The organism is Fimbriimonadaceae bacterium, from assembly GCA_019638775.1.
In the GTDB taxonomy this organism is placed as follows: domain Bacteria; phylum Armatimonadota; class Fimbriimonadia; order Fimbriimonadales; family Fimbriimonadaceae; genus JAHBTD01.
This window is the reverse complement of sequence record JAHBTD010000007.1, coordinates 22,164-38,541: the sequence shown is the minus strand read 5'-3', so window position 1 is coordinate 38,541 and position 16,378 is coordinate 22,164. Positions and strand designations below refer to the sequence as shown.

Annotated in this window: 15 protein-coding genes; 12 read left to right on the top strand and 3 right to left on the bottom strand. The window is 55.8% G+C overall.

Annotated elements, in window-relative coordinates:
• The first annotated feature begins 457 nt into the window (after positions 1-457).
• Positions 458-1,921, top strand: a complete 1,464-nt coding sequence (locus KF784_16320; protein MBX3120625.1) for a DUF2610 domain-containing protein — start codon at positions 458-460, stop codon at positions 1,919-1,921.
• Between the two features lie 73 nt (positions 1,922-1,994).
• Here KF784_16320 and KF784_16315 read toward each other — a convergent pair whose 3' ends face one another.
• Positions 1,995-3,329 carry a hypothetical protein gene (locus KF784_16315; GenBank protein MBX3120624.1) on the bottom strand — a complete coding sequence of 445 codons (1,335 nt, stop codon included), beginning with the start codon at positions 3,327-3,329 and terminating at the stop codon, positions 1,995-1,997.
• A 38-nt stretch (positions 3,330-3,367) separates the two neighbouring features.
• Complete coding sequence (locus KF784_16310; GenBank protein MBX3120623.1) at positions 3,368-4,504, bottom strand: PD-(D/E)XK nuclease family protein; 1,137 nt, start codon at positions 4,502-4,504, stop codon at positions 3,368-3,370.
• A gap of 132 nt (positions 4,505-4,636) precedes the next feature.
• Here KF784_16310 and KF784_16305 point away from each other — a divergent pair, with 132 nt between their 5' ends.
• Positions 4,637-6,451, top strand: coding sequence for an AAA family ATPase (locus KF784_16305; GenBank protein MBX3120622.1), 1,815 nt, complete (start codon positions 4,637-4,639; stop codon positions 6,449-6,451).
• 285 nt (positions 6,452-6,736) lie between these two features.
• Here the strand turns inward: KF784_16305 and KF784_16300 are convergent, their stop codons facing one another.
• Complete coding sequence (locus KF784_16300) at positions 6,737-8,143, bottom strand: transposase (GenBank protein ID MBX3120621.1); 1,407 nt, start codon at positions 8,141-8,143, stop codon at positions 6,737-6,739.
• Between the two features lie 362 nt (positions 8,144-8,505).
• On the opposite strand from KF784_16300, the gene KF784_16295 reads away from it, so the two are divergent.
• From KF784_16295 to KF784_16250, 10 genes are all read left to right on the top strand, one after another.
• The gene (locus KF784_16295) at positions 8,506-9,318 is read left to right on the top strand and encodes a hypothetical protein (GenBank protein MBX3120620.1); all 813 of its coding nucleotides are present in this window, start codon (positions 8,506-8,508) and stop codon (positions 9,316-9,318) included.
• Positions 9,308-10,096, top strand: a complete 789-nt coding sequence (locus KF784_16290) for a hypothetical protein (protein MBX3120619.1) — start codon at positions 9,308-9,310, stop codon at positions 10,094-10,096. The genes KF784_16295 and KF784_16290 overlap by 11 nt, the downstream gene beginning before the upstream one ends.
• 373 nt (positions 10,097-10,469) lie before the next feature.
• Positions 10,470-11,315: an OmpA family protein gene (locus KF784_16285; protein ID MBX3120618.1), complete on the top strand. Its 846-nt coding sequence runs from the start codon at positions 10,470-10,472 to the stop codon at positions 11,313-11,315.
• Positions 11,316-11,470: 155 nt separating this feature from the next.
• Positions 11,471-11,749, top strand: a complete 279-nt coding sequence (locus KF784_16280) for a hypothetical protein (protein ID MBX3120617.1) — start codon at positions 11,471-11,473, stop codon at positions 11,747-11,749.
• 78 nt (positions 11,750-11,827) lie between these two features.
• Positions 11,828-12,109, top strand: coding sequence for a type IV conjugative transfer system protein TraL (gene traL, locus KF784_16275; GenBank protein MBX3120616.1), 282 nt, complete (start codon positions 11,828-11,830; stop codon positions 12,107-12,109).
• A 5-nt stretch (positions 12,110-12,114) separates the two neighbouring features.
• Entirely contained in the window at positions 12,115-12,696 is a 582-nt protein-coding gene (locus KF784_16270; protein MBX3120615.1) for a hypothetical protein, read from the top strand.
• A 10-nt stretch (positions 12,697-12,706) separates the two neighbouring features.
• Positions 12,707-13,480 (top strand): type-F conjugative transfer system secretin TraK, encoded by a 774-nt coding sequence (locus KF784_16265; protein ID MBX3120614.1) that lies wholly within the window; start codon positions 12,707-12,709, stop codon positions 13,478-13,480.
• Positions 13,481-13,500: 20 nt separating this feature from the next.
• The gene (locus tag KF784_16260) at positions 13,501-14,787 is read left to right on the top strand and encodes a hypothetical protein (GenBank protein MBX3120613.1); all 1,287 of its coding nucleotides are present in this window, start codon (positions 13,501-13,503) and stop codon (positions 14,785-14,787) included.
• Positions 14,788-14,816: 29 nt separating this feature from the next.
• The gene (locus KF784_16255; protein MBX3120612.1) at positions 14,817-15,593 is read left to right on the top strand and encodes a DsbC family protein; all 777 of its coding nucleotides are present in this window, start codon (positions 14,817-14,819) and stop codon (positions 15,591-15,593) included.
• Positions 15,594-15,631: 38 nt separating this feature from the next.
• The gene (locus KF784_16250; GenBank protein ID MBX3120611.1) at positions 15,632-16,363 is read left to right on the top strand and encodes a TraV family lipoprotein; all 732 of its coding nucleotides are present in this window, start codon (positions 15,632-15,634) and stop codon (positions 16,361-16,363) included.
• Positions 16,364-16,378 lie beyond the last annotated feature (15 nt).

The window sequence follows — 16,378 nt, the reverse complement described above, 5'->3', positions numbered from 1 at the left end:
GCCCAGAAACGCAGGAAGAATTGTTGCGCTTTGGGGAGGCGTCCGGAAGTCTTTCAGTTTCAGATGGTATACCGCAGTCTGCGCCTCATGAGTAACCTATTCCGCGCTGCGGACTCTCAAGGACGGCAGCGTTCCGTCCGTTGGTTACTCCAGGCTCCCCCGCGTGTTGGCTAAAGCCAGCCATTTATGGCCCCGCTTTTTTATCAAACTGAATTGTGGGGCGAGGCTAAATTTCAACGAGTTACAGGTTCACCGGCTCTCGGTCTTCGGGTGAAGTGTTCTTGGGGTGTTCTCCCGGAGATAAGTTTTGACCTTCAGCGTTGCGCCACTCTCCTCTCGGTATCTCCGCTAGAAAAAAATAAATAATCAGGTATACGTAGCCGCCACGATAGCTCAATCAATTCTTGGCAGACGTTATCATCAGGCCTGATCCGCGTTCACAACGAAAGGTGTCGGCATGCGCAAGAATTCGTACGGCAGGATAGTGTGGGCGATCATGGGAGGACTTATCCTTCTTCCTCCTCAGCTTTCTGTGGCGCAAACTGCTCAAGCCATAAGCGAATGTGATCGTCTAGCGGCTTCAGTGTTTGACTCCACCAAACCTATAGAGATTTCTGGTGTCAGGTACGAAACCATCGATTTTGAGAAAGCTATCCCTGCGTGCGAGGCTGCAGTTAAGACTCAACCTAACAATGCAAGAATTCTATATCAGTACGGCCGGGCGCTCAACGCAGGGAAGCGAGAGTCCTTGGCAATTGAGACCTATAAAAAGGCGTCTGATCTCGGGTCACTCTTAGCTGCTAATAATGTCGGTACACTTTTATCTCGTGGATATTCAGGTGCTAAGCCAGACAATAAGGCAGCCCTCGTTTGGTATGAATTTGCTGCACAGGGCGGCGTTGATATTGCCAAGCGAAATGCTGCTGACATTTTGGAAAAGGGCGAAGGGCTAGCAGCTCCAAATCTAGAGCGAGCTGCCATGTATTGGCGGTCCCTAGCCAATGCAGGGGATCCGGAAGCTGCTGAAAAAGTTGGGTTAGCAATCTTAGACAAAAAAGTTGTCCCTTTGGATTCTAGCGAAGTTGTCAATCACCTCACGATAGCTGCCAGCAAAAATCGATTTTTATCAGCTTCTCGTTTAGCGTACTTGCTGAACGACAGAGCTGCTACGGCTGAAGACATTCAACAAGCTGCAAAGTATGCTCTTTTAGCATATCGGCTCGCATTCTCTGCCCCCTCGGATAGTGAAGAAGCGTGGCTGCCATACCAATGGACTTCTTTCGGGTTGTATGACACCCTTGTTCAAATGGGAGCTAAGAATGTGATGCAAACGGCTGCATACAATCAGGCTCGTGCGGACTTTCCTCCTAAGCACGGAGTGAAGTTCACAGTTCCTATTGAGTGCGGTACGACTAAAGAGAAGGTTAATGTTTATATCTGGGAGTGGACCAGAGAATATCCTCAAACCGATTCACACGCAGACTGGGTGCGCCAAGCGAAGGGGTGTACCTTTCCACAGGAAACTGTAGAGTCCTTTCGTAGGATCTACTCCATCGCATTGGAAAACAAAGTGTCCTTCCCAGATTTGGCAAGATATGCTTTCGATCCAAAAAACCAAGTGGCCTTCAAACAATCGTCTCCCCCAGCACAGACGAGAGAATCGTTGGCAGCGCAATCTTCTGCAAGAAACCAATCCGACACAAACATTACTCCGGATGAAACGTTAGGACTCGCTGCTGTTGCAGTTGGCGCCTTTGCCTGTTGGTATTGGCCGGACCAATGCAAGGAATTAGCTTGGGAAGCCGCAAAAAGTGGGAGCACGGGAGCTCGGCAAGAAGGCAGTTCAATAAGCCCGCGAAACGTCGTTCAACACATCGGGGCAGGTCACCTGCATGGGACTGAACCAATACTGAATCGGTAAAACCGCCACGCTACTTTGCTGGAGCGGTGTTTCACTGTTCGGACAGTGGTATGAGGAGATATCTTCAAAGAGTTTAGAATCCTACCCGTTCTTCCACTGGAGTTGGTTTCGGAGTTGTAAGGACTGGCAATTCTTCCTCTTTGATCTCCTGGAATGCGGAAAAATCTCCACCAACGAGCTGGTCAATGAGCGTCGAGGCTTGTCGTTTGGTGTACCCAGCGGTGAGACTTTTCACGTGCGGCTCTGAGATACCCATCGAGAGGACGAGGCCCATGATTTTCTTAAACTGAGGATCGGTCATGGTATCGGCTGCTGACCCTGTGTTCACAGGCGTGGCCGGAGGAGCGTTCGGGCTCGGTGTGAAGAAAGAAAAGTCTTCAGCGAGGAGTTTCTTGATGAGTCCCGACGCTTCGCGCTGTGTGAGTGCGCGGACTTTCACGCGGACCTCATCCTCTGTGAGTGGCAAGTCCTTGGTTAGCCGAAGCAGGTAGTTGGTCTGGGCCAGTGAGATGGGCGGACCTGCTGGTGGGTGAGTGGCCTCCGGCGCTTTCGCGGCGGCTGTCTCGGGCGTGGACATCGGTGGGATCGCCGAATTGTGCGTCTCAGGCCCGGGCTCTCCCACGGACTCTGCTGGTATGGGGCTGGGATCTTCTTCTAACTCCTCTTCCATGACGACGTGTGCGCCTGGATCCAGAACCGGGTTGATTTCAATCGGCTCCTGAATTTCCAACATCTTGATCTTTCTCAGGACCGTCTCCGTTTCCTGTTGGTGCCTGGTCGTCTCGTCCGCTGAGCCTTCATAGCGCAATTCGAGCGGATAATGAGTGGTCGGGCGTCCTTCGCGGCGTCTAGTGACGGGCACGCGACGGAGTTTCAGCGGGATCATGGCAATACGTCCGAGGGTGAGCGCGAGGAAATCGAAATAGGAGTTAATCTTCTCCATCGAGTTGATACTACTGGAATCGATCTGAAACAGGCCGCCGCTGCTGACTTTCGGGATCATGAAGATGAGATTTGCGCGTGGTCCGCATTCTCCGGACTCGAGTTTCTCGCATGGACAAGATCGCGATTCAGTTTTCCAGGTGTCTTGATTCAGGCGACGAGCCACCTGATTGTTCCCAATGCATTGTAGTCCGGCGGATTCTCCATACCAGCGGAGAGCTTGCGGGCAGTTGACCGTGGGATCGTTGGAGACGAACATCACCTCCAACTCCTTGGGTTGCGCCCCGAAGACCTTGGCTACTTCTTCTGGGACCACGAAATGAGGCGTTTCCTTGGGGTAGAACCCGCTGGGGCCGCTCACTTTTACGCCGAGACGGATCTTGCCGATGATAGGCATGCGGCGTCGGTTAGAAATGCCGTTAATGCGGTTCATGGGAATGAACGTGGGTTTGTCTGCGTCGGACATGATGCCTCCTAGTCATGATAATCAGCTGATGAATACAGTTACGCGATTTGAGTCGTCGGTTTAGGCTTTTTGAGAGGGGACCGGCGTTTCGGTTTGGTTGCGTCGACGACTTTGGACAGTCGGCCTGCTGAGAAACGGCTGTAAGTTTCCTTCACGGTCGCGCGTTCAATAGTGGCTTTAGAGAGTTTGGTTTGATCCAATTTGCTCTGTTCATAGGGTGATGACGCGATGTAGTAGCCATGCCCCTCCGCGCGCGTGATCCCCTCGGTGCGCAATTCCAACTTGAATTGCTGCTTTAGGGCGTCCAGTCGCTTTTGTTTCGGAGTGAGCGCTGCAAGCTCAGTTTGTAGGTTGAGATACTCCTCCACGGCCGGCACCAGCCCAGTACGAAGTTCCGCGATTCCCTCAATGGGGACCTGGTCAACCCCTTCCCAGCAAAACTGATACGGACAGTAGGCGCAATGGAAGTTGTCGTCATTGGGGTACGGGCGTGGGGGCAACGCGTCCTGATCACGGTACTGTTCCACCTCTTCAAAGCGTCGGAGTGCCTCTTGATACAAGCCCACGAAGTCTTGGTGGGGGTATACGCGTGTGCCTGTACTGTGGGTGATTTCCAGGACCGTCAGGCGGTCGTTTTCCCGGTCGTAGCGGACTCGATATTCAAGGAATGCGCTTTGGTTCTTGTTTTTGATGAGGAGGAGAGCTTCGTCGATATGAGGATTCAGTGCGGCCAAACCAACCAGATAGAAGACCACTTGTACGAGATAGTTAGTCGGGTAATTTCCTTCTGCATAGCGAGTGAAGGTGAAGTGTTCGACAGCCTTTAACTCTAGAAGGCGATCAATTCCCAAGAGGTCCGTGATGACGCCGTCAATGTGGCCTTTAATTGGGAAGGGCTGACCCTGGAAGGTCGTGGTCGCGCAGGTCAGTTCAAGCTGCTGGCTGTGGAGATGAAACGTGCTCTTAGCAATCCAGTTTAACACCAGTTCTTCGTGCCAAGTACTGTCGTCGAGGACAACGAGGAATCGACCGCTTGGACTTTTTGCGGGAGCATGCCGGGCATGGTACGTGAGTTTGCGGATGCAGTGGTCTGGACCGGCATTCGAGGGACGAGGCCGGTACTCCCATTCCTGATGTTCCATGAGAGCGAGTGGATGAATGAGTTCAGCGAGCATAGGGCCTCCGGGTGAGTTCGTGCAGCGCGTCGATCGACCGGAAGGTCGTGCGGTTCGCTGAAGTGAACGAGCTGTGACATACCGTTTTGGAACCAAAACGGTATGTCACAGAGTTGCAGAGATGAGTGCGTGATGGCTGAAGCATGGGGAGGGAGAAGCATGGTCTGCTCTGGATCCTTAGAAGTGCGCGTGCAAGGGGAGGTTGTCTCAGACGAGATGGCGGGCAGTCCTGAGGAAATGCCTAAGGTGGTTGGGGTGATCACGAGTCGGACCCGTGCGCGCCGTGGGTCTGGCGATTGGATCGAAATAGCTCGTAAGCATCGGGCGTTTATTCCGGACGGACTGCCAGTCCCTTCGGTCGGAGAGGTGGGAGAGTGCTGGGGGCGAGTGATAGCCAATGGGCCCGATCCTTTTCTGATGGTGTCCAGGATACGATCACGACGATTCGAAGCCTGCGCGAGCTCATCGGAGTTGTTGGGGGTGCTCGACTTGCGTCGTTCGCCCCCACGTCAGGTCGTGAAGGTGTTTCAATTGTTGGGCCCGCTGGTGGAATGGCTGTGTTGTGCAGGCTGGAAAGCCGTGGCGCGCAAACTCGTCAAGGGAACGCTACGATCAGTGCAGGCCATCGCTGCAGATCCGTTTCTACTATATCGACGTCGAGGCCTCCCATTTCAGGCTGCGGTGGCGGCCGCACAGGTGTTGGGGCACGACTTGTATAGTGACGAACACTATAAGGCCGCAGTGATGGAGGCCCTTGCACAAGCCGATGAAGAAGGGATCGGAGGGCTTTCTGACGTTCATCTTGTGGCACGGTGCGCAGAGCTGATTGGACTGCCTGCGGATCGGGTAGCGTCGTCAATCACACTGCAGGCAGGACGTGCGGGGAAATGCGAGCAGGGCTTGTGGTTTTCCCCAGGGGTGTATTTTGTGCGGAAGAAAGCCCTGGCCATGATTCGAGCGAATCAGCAGGACTCAGGTAACGCGAGTCCCAGCGTGCAAGCCAGGGCGTTGCGCTTTCGGTATACGGTGGTTACCGGTGGGGCTGGAAGTGGAAAGACTGAGCTAGCGAGGTCTCTCAGTGCTCAGGTGCGTGAGCGAGGAGGGACTGTGGCGGCCACGGCGATGACCGGGAAAGCGGCGACCCTCCTCGGGGAAGACGCCACGACGTTGCACAAGTTGCTGGGGTATGGAGGCGGCGGCTATTCGGTGTCGAGTGTGGGTGCCGACTTGGTCTTGGTCGATGAGGCTGGCATGCTGACCTGGCATATCCTGTATCGATTGTTGTTGAGCTGTCGCGGGCAAATCGTGTTGATCGGCGATCCGCAGCAACTAGCCCCGGTGGGAGCGACTCCTGTGATGGCGGAGCTGTTGACCGTCTTGCCTGTGGTGCACTTGGGCGAAGAAGGATCCAGGGGGTCGTTGCTGGTCAAGGTCCAGGTGATTCGCTTCGCATCCGAGGCGCTTTTGCTGCATCAGTTGCGGAAAGTGGTGTGTGGCTATCAAGACACTGGGGTCGAGTGGCAGGCGTTGTCCCCTGTGTACGCAGGAGGCCTTGGTGTGGATCGGTTGAACCGATTGCTGCAGGAGATTGTGAATCCGGACGGACTGCCATGTCACGGTGGGTTTCGAACGGGCGATCGCGTCATTGTCACGAAGACTCGATACGATGGCGGTCAGCGAGCAGTCAATGGTGAGCAAGGGCGGGTGCTTGGGGGAATGGGTGACACGATAGCGTTGCGCCTGGACTCTGGGCGCGAGGTAGCACTCAGGGCGGATGAGTTGCAGTTAAGCTATTGCATTACCGTGCATAAAGCGCAGGGGAGTCGCTACCAGTGCGTGGTGTTTATCATTCCAGAGCGGGAATGTGGGGCCTTTGCAGTCGAGGAGCGCATGCAATATGTTGGCAGAACACGTGGACGTGAGGCGACAGTCTGTATGGTGTATTAGCGTGGGGGCTGGTGCATGAGGCCCGGTCAATGTCGAGGTTCACAGCAACGGAGGCCTATGACCTTGCGTGCTTTCGGAGCCACAGTGGTAAAGCCCATGGCGACACGGAGCCTGGACCGTATTCTGACATTGGAATATCACGATACGAGTCCGTCGGGGAAGAATCAGATGGGGCTGTTGCTTGTCGATGGCCGGATTCGCCGGTATCCAACGAAGCGCTTCATGCGGTGGCTGACGAATGTGGAACGGGAGTTTAGGACTCAGCTAAAGGGGATGCAGCCGTACCTACCGATCCAGGGGGAGTGTTATGCGATTGTGGAGTATGTGCCGGGCGATCTTATCACACGGGATCTCCCGGGGATGCAGGATGCGGTCTGGCATATGTGCGAACGATTTGGGATTTTGACATCCTCCCCGGCCTGAAGACCGGAGATTCTTACGGCGCTCAGGCGAGTGATCGAACCGCGCCAGAGTCGCTTCGGTGGGTTCCTGCTTCGCAGAGGCTGCACGTTTCACCTTTGCAGGTGTGGCGTGACTGACATCCTCTCCACAGGCTAACTGGGCGTGTCCCGCCCTTAATATATTAATCGCCCCGACCACATCGGCGTGGCCCTCGAACCCGCATTCGACGCACCTGAATTCCGCCTGAGTCTGTCGGTTGTGCCTTGAGACGTGGCCGCAGTCTGGGCAGCTTCGGCTGGTGTTCCGTGGTGGCACAGCGAGCAGCCATCCACCATTCCACGCCAGCTTACACTGCAACTGGCGGCGGAATTCGAACCAGCCCTGGTCGAGAATGCGTTTGTTCAGGCCTGACTTAGCCCGAACGCGTCTACCCGGTGCTTCGAGGCTGGCTCCCGCTGACGCGGACATGTTTCTTACCTGCAAATCCTCGACGATTACGAGAGCGTGGTTGTGGCTGATCGCGGTCGTGGCTTTGTGCAAGTAGTCACGGCGGACATTGCCGATGCGGGCATGGATGCGCTGAATGCGGGCTTTCGCCTTCTTCCAGTTGTTGCTGAATCTGGTTTTGCGACTCATCGCTCGCTGCGCTTTGCGCAGGCGAGTTTCGTGCTGTGTGAAGCTGTTCAGTGGGGCCAAATAGCTGCCATTAGAGAATGTTGCGAACCGTGCGATTCCCATGTCGATACCGACTGCGTCGCCATTGGGGAGGGGCGGCTCAACCTCTCGCTCTGTCTGGATGGAGACAAACCATTTTCCGCACAACTGGCTCACGGTGACGTTCTTGACCGTGCCGAGTACTTCGCGGCTGTTGCGATATCGTAGCCAGCCAAGTTTTGGGAGAAATAGGCGGCTATTACCTTGCTCCAGCTTGATCTGTTTAGTATCCGGATAGCGGAACCTCTCACTCTGGCCCTTCTTCTTGAAACGTGGACAGGCTGCACGCTGGGAAAAAAAATTGGCATAGGCTCGCTCCAAATTCTTGAGCGATTGCTGCAAGGGGTGCACCGGTGCATCGGCCAGCCATGCCGTTTCCTGGCTGTTGCGCCATTCGGTGAGTAGCTTGCACAAGCCGGCGTAGCCCAAATTCTTTTCGCGTTGCTCATAGCGCTCTTTCTGCAGCGCCAAAGCCCTATTAAATACGAATCGACACGAACCAGCGAAGCGACGCATGTGGTTCTGCTGCTGGCCATCTGGCATCAATTCAAATTTGTAGGCTTGTATGCGCTTCATGACGAACTGCTAGTGATGCCTCTGAGAAGTGAGCACGATCATGTCCGCACGCTCTGTGAAAAGCTTCAACGGGGTATTGAGCTGCCTGCTGGGCTGAGGTGCAGACTCATACAGGAATTACCGGATCACACGACCAATGGATCGCGCTGATCCACGGCTCTCCTTGCGAATTGTGCCTGGCTCATGGTCCCTGGAATGGGCCATTAGGGACCTGTCAGGGGGCGTGACACTGACATCTTCTCTCCTCTGCCCCTGACGTCTACTCAATCCAAAATCTCCTGCCTTTCCTGTCCTTGGTCCTTCGGTAATACGAGGGTAACAACCTTCTATGTTGTGCAATTCCTATAAGGAGCTTGGGACTAATGCGTGGAGGCAGGAAGTGGTTACTGGCGGTTGCGGGGGCCCTGGGGCTCGTATGCCTGGGGGGCAACGTGGTGATGGCACTCTCCCCGGCAAATATCAGTCCGGGCTACCCTACGTCTCTCGATGACGCCTACCCGGTGCCCACAGATCAAGTGGTGATCCAGTCGGCGATCCGGCCCGACATCACGCGGAATGATTCGGGCTCTGAGAGTGGGCGCTTCCGGGCAACTCACGATATTCGCTATGGCGCCACAGAAAATATGGAATTGACGGTCAGTGGGACGTCGCTCCGAGGTCCGCTCAATCCTGGGACGATGGACGATCCTAGGTCGATCCAGTTGGGAATTTTAGCGCGGTTCCGGAAACAGGCCGAAGAACGAGAGCTGCTGCCATCGATTAGCGTGCGCGTATTGGGTGAGGTGCCCTATGCGGGAGACCGAACGAATCCTGGCTTGCGCGGGGCGTTGGTCACGTCCTGGAATCTTGGGAATCGGTGGTGGCTCCATGGGAATCTGGGATATGAGGTCGTGCCGTCATTTCAGCCAGGCCATTGGGTCCCGCATCGTTCGAGCATTATTCTTGTGAACTTGGGATTTGTAAAAGCCCTGGATGAATCTTCTGCGATTGTGGGTGGCTTGCGATTCCAAGAAGACCCGCTCAATTCCAAGAAGCAAGTCGCTAGTCCGGAGCTGGGGTATGTCTTGGCGTTGGACAAACACTGGTTGTTCTCGTTGAGTGCCTCCCGTGATTTCCTCGGATCTGTTGGGCAAGCGGCGTTTCGTGGGTCAGTGGGAGTGATCTATGCCTTCTAGCGCAGTAGGAGGGCTGATGCTGGAGTACGCGGCTGATTGGCAGGAATCGTTGGTGCAACGGGCTGAACAGTGTGCGAGGTCCATCACGTATGTGGCGGGAGAGTTGATCCGTGAACGCTTTCGGCTTGGCGGTATAGTGGTTGAAGCCCTGGAACGGAGCCAGCATGGGGATGCTGTCGTCGTGAAGATGGCAGAACGTATGTCCGCAGCGGTCGGGAAGTGTATTCGTCCACACATGCTGTACGAGTCCGCGAGGATCTACAACGCCTTCGGAGGGCAGTGGGAGCGGATTGAAGCCCTGCGCGCCCAATTGAGCTTTCCCCTTTCCTATAGTTATCTCGTCCGATTCTGTCTGCCGGCCTTGACTATGGATAGTGCCTGGAATGCCGAACAGGTGACGTATTCCAACGACTCTGAATTACGGGGCTTCGAGAGTGCGGTCTTGCGTATCGAGGCGCGTGTGCAGGCTCATCGTACGCGGCAGCAGGAAGGTGGCAAGGAAAGATCGACGGATCTCGAAGCCGAAGGGTTCGTGGGGGCCTGTACGCAATCCGCAGAATTTCAAGAGATGGCCGTCAGAACCATTGTGCGGCGGCTTGATGTGTTGTGCGAGGCACTGGAAGGAAAAGCTCAGCAGCGAGGCGTCGAATTGGAGGCGCTGCGTGAGTCGCAGGAGGCAATCGCGAGGATTGCCTCCAGAATGGCGACCCTCGGCACGCTGATCCATGCACCGGTGATGCATGCAGTTATCCCAGATAATAATACGAGTGTCTTGTAGTGAAGCGAGGAGAGCAAACAATGGGACTGTATGCAAATTTGTTGAAACCGTGTCCTCGTTGTAACGGAGAGTTGTTTGGGTATCGTTCACACGATGGTGACGAATTCATGGATAGGTACCTTCATCAGTGTCTTCAGTGCGCGCGTTTATTCCAGCAATGTCCCGACGGGACCTTCCGGGCCTGGGGTGGGTGGGTGGCTACTGTTAATCTGATCGCTTCTTAACCCGCTGGCGTCTTTTCTTGGTTCCGTCGTCGCGTCGACGACGTCCCTTCCGATATCCGGCAACCCCTGTTTCCGTTCGATACACCGTGGCAGTCGGTAATACCAAAGATGAACCTGGCGACTCGGAAGCCGTGGTGAAAGGGGGGAGTATGACAGGGGGACGGACGACTTACATGCCATGGGCCGGTCTCGTTTGTATGGGACTGCTGACCGTCGGGGGCTGTACGACGCGACCTGCTGCGTCGCCAACAATGTCCGAGGCAACGCGACTCTGCGGGCAAGGCTACACCTTCCCGACTACGGTGGTTTCCGTCCAATCTGGTCCGCAATGGCTTCTGTCTCGTCCCGCTGGATGCCCAGAGCCAACACCCCTGACGCAGGTCCCAAACAAACCGTTGGTGGCGGATCTCACACCGAAACCGATTAAGGCGGTGATGCATCGGCTCCAGACATTGCCGACGTTTTCTGCGGGTGCGCTGGCAGGCCGTCAAGGTGACATGTCTCGCGCTGCGGTGAGCAGCGTGGACAAACCAGCACCTCCTGGTTTCACAGGAAGGACGTCCCCGTCCGCCTGTCGTCGCGATCCTGAGGTGCGGCATCGAACCGTTTTGTTTGCCATGGGTTCGGCTGCTGTACCGGAGCGTGCGCAACGAGACTTAACGGAACTGTCCACAGAGGAGGTCTTCTATCTGCGGGTGGAGGGATACACCGATCCGACGGGGTCTCGGGAGACAAACGAAGAACTTGGGACGGCTCGGGCGCACGCGGTGGCGAAAGCATTGCAGGCTGGCTTGAAGGTCTCGACTCAGGTGGAAGTGGTCGGCCGCGGAGGCTGCTGCTTTATGCCGAATCATGCAGACAGTCGACGCGTGGAGATCACGATGCTGCTGCGAGGTAGGTGTGGAGATCCCTCATCGGTTGAGGAGCGATCCCAAATACCTCCAGTAACATCTGTTGTGTCCACTGGTGTCACAGGCGACTCAGTAAAACCATAAGGAGAGGCTGAGGAGGAGCATGGCTATGCTGGAATGAACTAAGGGCGCTCATTCGGTTTGGCAACCACACGTCTTGTAAACAGTGAGCGACGAGCCAGAGGAGGGGCTGGAGTATGGGCAACGTCTTGAAGAGAGTGACCGGAGAAATGTGGCGAATGAGTCTCTTGTTGGGGCTCATGGTGCTTGCCTCGTTTGTGGTTCTGGCCGTGCCCGCGTTCGCAGGTGCGGATGCGACGTTTGGTCCGCTGGTCACGTTGTTGACCAACTATATGCAGGGGTCGCTGGGGACGTTGTTAGCCCTGGTGGCGGGGGCGATCGGGTTGGGATCGGCGATGGCGGGCCGGTGGGCCGGCATGTTCACCGGATTCGGTGTGGCGGCAGCAGCCTTCTATATCCCCAACATCATTCCGACCATTACCACGGGACTGATGTAAGCGGGCGGTACAGGCATGGTGTCGTGACGGCGGGACAGATCATGGCCCCGCCGTCACAATGAAGCAGAAGAGGGACAGATGAACGGCACATTTATTCCACGATATCTCGATAGCCTGCCCCAGATATTTTGGTGGGAGATTGATGAGTTGGCCGTGCTCTTTGTGTGCATCTTTCTCGGCATTGTGACGAAGTTCCTGACCTACCTGATAGTGGTGGGGATCGTGAGCACGTTGATTTTGTCGAAAATGAAGAACGGGAAATCAGAAGGATTCCTCTTCCATTGGGCCTATTGGTCTGGTGTGCCCACGTTTCAGCTGACGGGATCACCTCACGGAACAACCCGAGAGATGATGGAGTAACGACGATGACAATCGAGCTGTGGAAATCAAAATTGCATAACGCCCAGGTCTTGAATCTGGTGTTCGCCGCCCTGGCAACAGTATTAGCGGTGGCGTTGGTGGCGAACGGATTTTTTCGGCAGAACGTCGCGGTTCATGTGGTGCCGATCAATCCGACGCAGGAATATTGGGCGAACGCAATGGGCGGCGACGAGTATTACAAAAAGTCCATTGCCATGGCCATGTTGCCCTGGATTGCCAATGTCACGCCGGCCTCTGTTGAGTTTCACCATCGGCAGCTTCTGCAGTGGGTACCGTCAAGCCACTATGGGCTTATGTCAGAGTCTCTCGGGGCGGAGGCCGTGTACGTGAAGACCAACAATCTCAGTCGTGTGTTTTTTGTGACGGCTAGTCGTGTGGACGGGGACGTGGCCGTGTTCGAGGGCATTGAGCGCCGATTTGTGGGAAAGAGCGAGATACGGGAAGAAGAGCGGGAGTACCGTATCTCGATGCGGTGGGATCAGGGCAGGCCGTGGGTGGTTGGGCTCTCTGCGGTTCATTTAGATCGTTCACGGCAGGATAGTCAATCAGATCCGGCAAAGGGGTAGGGGGAGACGTATGACATCCAGCGTGTATCGAGACTCGAAGCACCGGGCGATGGCGATGTGCGTCCTTGGCCTGCTGTTGTTTCTGTCTTGGGCCAAGTCGGTAGGAGCTGCGGTGGTGGTTGGTGATGAGGGTGCGACGTCCCTCACATTGTCTGGAAGAGATTTGAACGTCCTGACCTTTCCTGCCCCGATTACCATGGCGACGAGCTCTAGGGCGGATCTCAAAGCGAAGCCGGAAGGGCGCAACTTGATTGTCCAGGTGAAGACTGGCCCCGCTGATCTGGTCGTGATGGCCGGCGAGCAAACCTACGTCTTTGAGGTCGGGGTGAGCGTGTCGTTAGGCGCGCAGACCATTAGTATTGAAGATAGGCGCGTGGGGACTGTGGTCTATGACACGGATCCTGCTCGCCAAGCCGCTGACTATGTGGATGGGCTACTCGAGACTTTGCAGATGGCTGCGCGGGGAGCGTTACCGAAAGGGTATCGGCAGACGTCGATTGCCGAAGAACGGTATCCGAAGTGGCTTGAGCTGAAGGTGGTGCAGGGAATCGAGTATCGAGGGCCGAAGTACCGGGTGATTGTGTATCGATTGGTGAATACCGCGGGACACAAGTACACACTGCGGGAACAAGAATTCCTGACCGGGGTTCAAAAAGCAATCGCCTTAAATCGCGAGGTGGTCGAGTCAGGGGAAGAAGTGGTGGTGTACCTGCTGGATGACGCACCGCCTGAACCGCCCAAACCCAAGCCCGAGCCGAAAGTGGATCCAGACGCAAAAAGCTAACCTCAGACCGGAGACCTAGGATGGCATCGATTAAACCGACGGAGAGCGCGATTCTCAACCCTGGCGACCCGATTCGTCCAGAGAAACCCGCTCCATCCAAACTGCTCGCGGGAGTGGTTCTGGTGGGTGGGTTCATCGTGCTGAGCATGGTGCTTCAGCAATTCCGAGGGAATCAACCGGGGATTGTCCGTGGGAAGTCTCCAGCCAAGACCGTGTCGATCAATCGCGAGGAAACCGACAAAGAAATTTATATGAAAGACGCCGGGGCCAGGATCGAAGCGTTGGAGCAGCAGCGGGATCAAATGCGGAGATTGTTGGAGCAGGACGGACGAGACAAGACCGAGATTAAGACTCAGTTGAGTGACCTGCAGAAGCGGATTGAGTCAGTGGCGCGGTCTGGTGGCGTGGTCTCAGCCGGGACGAAGAGTGGCGCGTTGCCGCCGCTGCCGCCTCCGCTCAGTGCCACTCCCGTGGGTGGAGGAAGTGCGACGCCTGTCTCGGCCATGCCGGTTCCGAAAGGCCCCATTCCGGTGCAAAGCACCCCGAAACCGGCAGGCGGGACGCTACCGGCCCCTGGGGCCGGGGGCGGGTTGACCGAGGGGTTTCAGGTATTTCGGCCAGAGATAGTGCCTGGCGCCAAAAAGAACGAGAAGAAATTGTGGCTGAATACGGGGACGATTATTCCCGTCAAATTGCTTTCTGGCATGGATGCACCGGCCCGTTCGACGGGGGCGCAGGGTGGGGGCGCCTCCGCAAACAGTCCCTACCCGGTGCTGATGATGGTGCGTGACATCATGAAGCTCCCGAATGAGGCGAGGATTGATGCGAAGGACTGTTTCCTAGTGGGAGAAGGCTTGGGAGATTTGTCCTCGGAACGCGTGATGATTCGTGGCAATGCCTTGTCGTGCGTGAAGAAGAATGGGGAAGCGGTAGATATCGAATTGAAAGGGTTTGTGAGTGGGGAAGATGGCAAACAGGGAATGCGTGGGCGGGTTGTCTTGAAAGAGGGGGCATTGTTGGGTCGCACGCTGCTCGCTGGTTTTGTGTCAGGCATCTCCCGAGCCTTTATGCCCTACCAGTCCGGATTTTTCGTCGCACAAAGCCCGAGCCAAGCCTTCAACTTACCGCCGGCCGGGCCTGTGGCGATGTCGGGAATGGCCGGTGGTGCCGGTCGGGCGGCTGAATTGTTGGCTCGCCACTACAGCATGATGGCTGCCTCCATTTTCCCGGTGATTGAAATCGACGCGCAACGGGAAGTGGATTTCATCGTTGGGACAGGACGTGAGTTAGAGGGGTTCTTCCAGTAATTCGTAGTGTGAAAGGGGGCATGATGGCGATGAGACGATCCTATCAGCAGATAATCGCGGGGCTGGTGTGTGCCGTGTGTGTGTCGGTTGCGGGAGAGTCGATCCTGAGAGCCGAAACGGATGATGCCGTGAGGCCTATCAAAACGGTGATCGAGCAAAAGTTTCCTGGCATGAAAGTGTTGCGAGTGTCCAAGACGGAAATTCCTGGATGGCTCTTGGTGGAGAGCGACAGTGACCGGGTGGAAAACTATATGTACGTGCATGAGTCTGGGCGGTACGTGCTCTCCGGGGCACTCTTCGATATTCAAATGGGCCGAAATGTTACGCAAGAGTATGTGAGAGACCGTCAGCAGGCGCTCTTGGCCGGAATGGATACCTCGAAAACCATTCTGTTGTCTCCCATGCAATCGAAGTTGGAGCGTCCGGTGCTGGTCTTTGACGATCCAGACTGTCGGTTCTGTCAGCAGTTTCATCCGGAGGTGCAGAAGCTTGTTGAGGCAGGTGTTCCGGTGGCCGTGGTTCTGTATCCACTGGTACGGACGCATCCGGATGCCTATCGCAAGTCTGTCGCCATTTGGTGTGCTCCCGATCAAGCCGAGGCGCTGGGGCGCGCGCTGATGTCAAAACCGGTAATGGGTGAGGTAGGGGCTTGCAGTCATCCGATCGACGAAAACATCAAATTGGGGAAGCGTTTGGGAGTGAACTCCACCCCAATGGTATTTTTGCCAAATGGGCAATCGTTTGCCGGCTATCGTCCTGCCAGTGAAGTATTGGCTTTACTGCAGATAGAGGCCCAGCAGAAGTAGAGAAGTCGAGTGGGCGGATTCTGGAGGAGGCATGCGACATGATGTCTGGGTATATCAGGCGCTACATCACACGAGGCGGATCATGGTACGGCTTGGGATCTGGGGTAGCTATGGGCCTGTCTGTCCTTCTGGCGGGCTGTGGGGGCTATGAGTCTAATTTCAGTTGTAAGGGGTATCCGGATCAAGCGACGTGTGAGTCCGTCTCGGAAGCCTACGAGAAGCGGTTCTCTGCTGGGCAGAAGGTGACGCAGTACACGAAAGACCAAAAGGGCGTTGGACAAGACACCAGCTCAAGCTCTGGCCCTGGTCAGGTCACTCCTCCGATGATCTTCAGCGGCAAGACGGACAGCGCCATAGGCAAGCCGGTGATTACGCCGGTGTCGGCTCTTCGTGTGACGGTATTTCCATGGAAGGATACGAAAAAGCGCCTCCATGATCAGTCGCGGCACTATCTCATTGTCGACGAACCAGATTTTATTTTCGGACACATGGCGCAGGGGGTGAGTGCTGGGTCGAGTTCGGGTCATGGAAAGGATCTGTATCCGAGAATGGGGCGGATGGTCGAGAAACGAGACGGAAAGAGAACACCCAGTGGGAATGCGGCGGCGAACGCCATGACGGAGAATGTTCCTGAAGTTGGACAACGTTCGGCGCCGATGTCCGTGAACCCTCTTGGCTCGGGTGGCATCATGCCGCAGGGATTTCCTCAGCTCCCTCAGACCGGGGCGTCCAATTATCTGACCGATGATGGGCCGCTGCCACCCCAGTAGTGGAAGGAACCCAGA

What these genes read in the sequence shown, in the direction of transcription:
- KF784_16305 (MBX3120622.1), top strand. Translation starts at nt 4,637, where the DNA reads ATGGCTGAAGCATGGGGAGGGAGAAGCATGGTCTGCTCTGGATCCTTA.
- KF784_16285 (MBX3120618.1), top strand. Translation starts at nt 10,470, where the DNA reads ATGACAGGGGGACGGACGACTTACATGCCATGGGCCGGTCTCGTTTGT.
- traL (MBX3120616.1), top strand. Translation starts at nt 11,828, where the DNA reads ATGAACGGCACATTTATTCCACGATATCTCGATAGCCTGCCCCAGATA.
- KF784_16290 (MBX3120619.1), top strand. Translation starts at nt 9,308, where the DNA reads ATGCCTTCTAGCGCAGTAGGAGGGCTGATGCTGGAGTACGCGGCTGAT.
- KF784_16310 (MBX3120623.1), bottom strand. Translation starts at nt 4,504, where the DNA reads ATGCTCGCTGAACTCATTCATCCACTCGCTCTCATGGAACATCAGGAA.
- KF784_16255 (MBX3120612.1), top strand. Translation starts at nt 14,817, where the DNA reads ATGAGACGATCCTATCAGCAGATAATCGCGGGGCTGGTGTGTGCCGTG.
- KF784_16270 (MBX3120615.1), top strand. Translation starts at nt 12,115, where the DNA reads ATGACAATCGAGCTGTGGAAATCAAAATTGCATAACGCCCAGGTCTTG.
- KF784_16300 (MBX3120621.1), bottom strand. Translation starts at nt 8,143, where the DNA reads ATGAAGCGCATACAAGCCTACAAATTTGAATTGATGCCAGATGGCCAG.
- KF784_16320 (MBX3120625.1), top strand. Translation starts at nt 458, where the DNA reads ATGCGCAAGAATTCGTACGGCAGGATAGTGTGGGCGATCATGGGAGGA.
- KF784_16265 (MBX3120614.1), top strand. Translation starts at nt 12,707, where the DNA reads ATGACATCCAGCGTGTATCGAGACTCGAAGCACCGGGCGATGGCGATG.
- KF784_16315 (MBX3120624.1), bottom strand. Translation starts at nt 3,329, where the DNA reads ATGTCCGACGCAGACAAACCCACGTTCATTCCCATGAACCGCATTAAC.
- KF784_16280 (MBX3120617.1), top strand. Translation starts at nt 11,471, where the DNA reads ATGAGTCTCTTGTTGGGGCTCATGGTGCTTGCCTCGTTTGTGGTTCTG.
- KF784_16260 (MBX3120613.1), top strand. Translation starts at nt 13,501, where the DNA reads ATGGCATCGATTAAACCGACGGAGAGCGCGATTCTCAACCCTGGCGAC.
- KF784_16250 (MBX3120611.1), top strand. Translation starts at nt 15,632, where the DNA reads ATGATGTCTGGGTATATCAGGCGCTACATCACACGAGGCGGATCATGG.
- KF784_16295 (MBX3120620.1), top strand. Translation starts at nt 8,506, where the DNA reads ATGCGTGGAGGCAGGAAGTGGTTACTGGCGGTTGCGGGGGCCCTGGGG.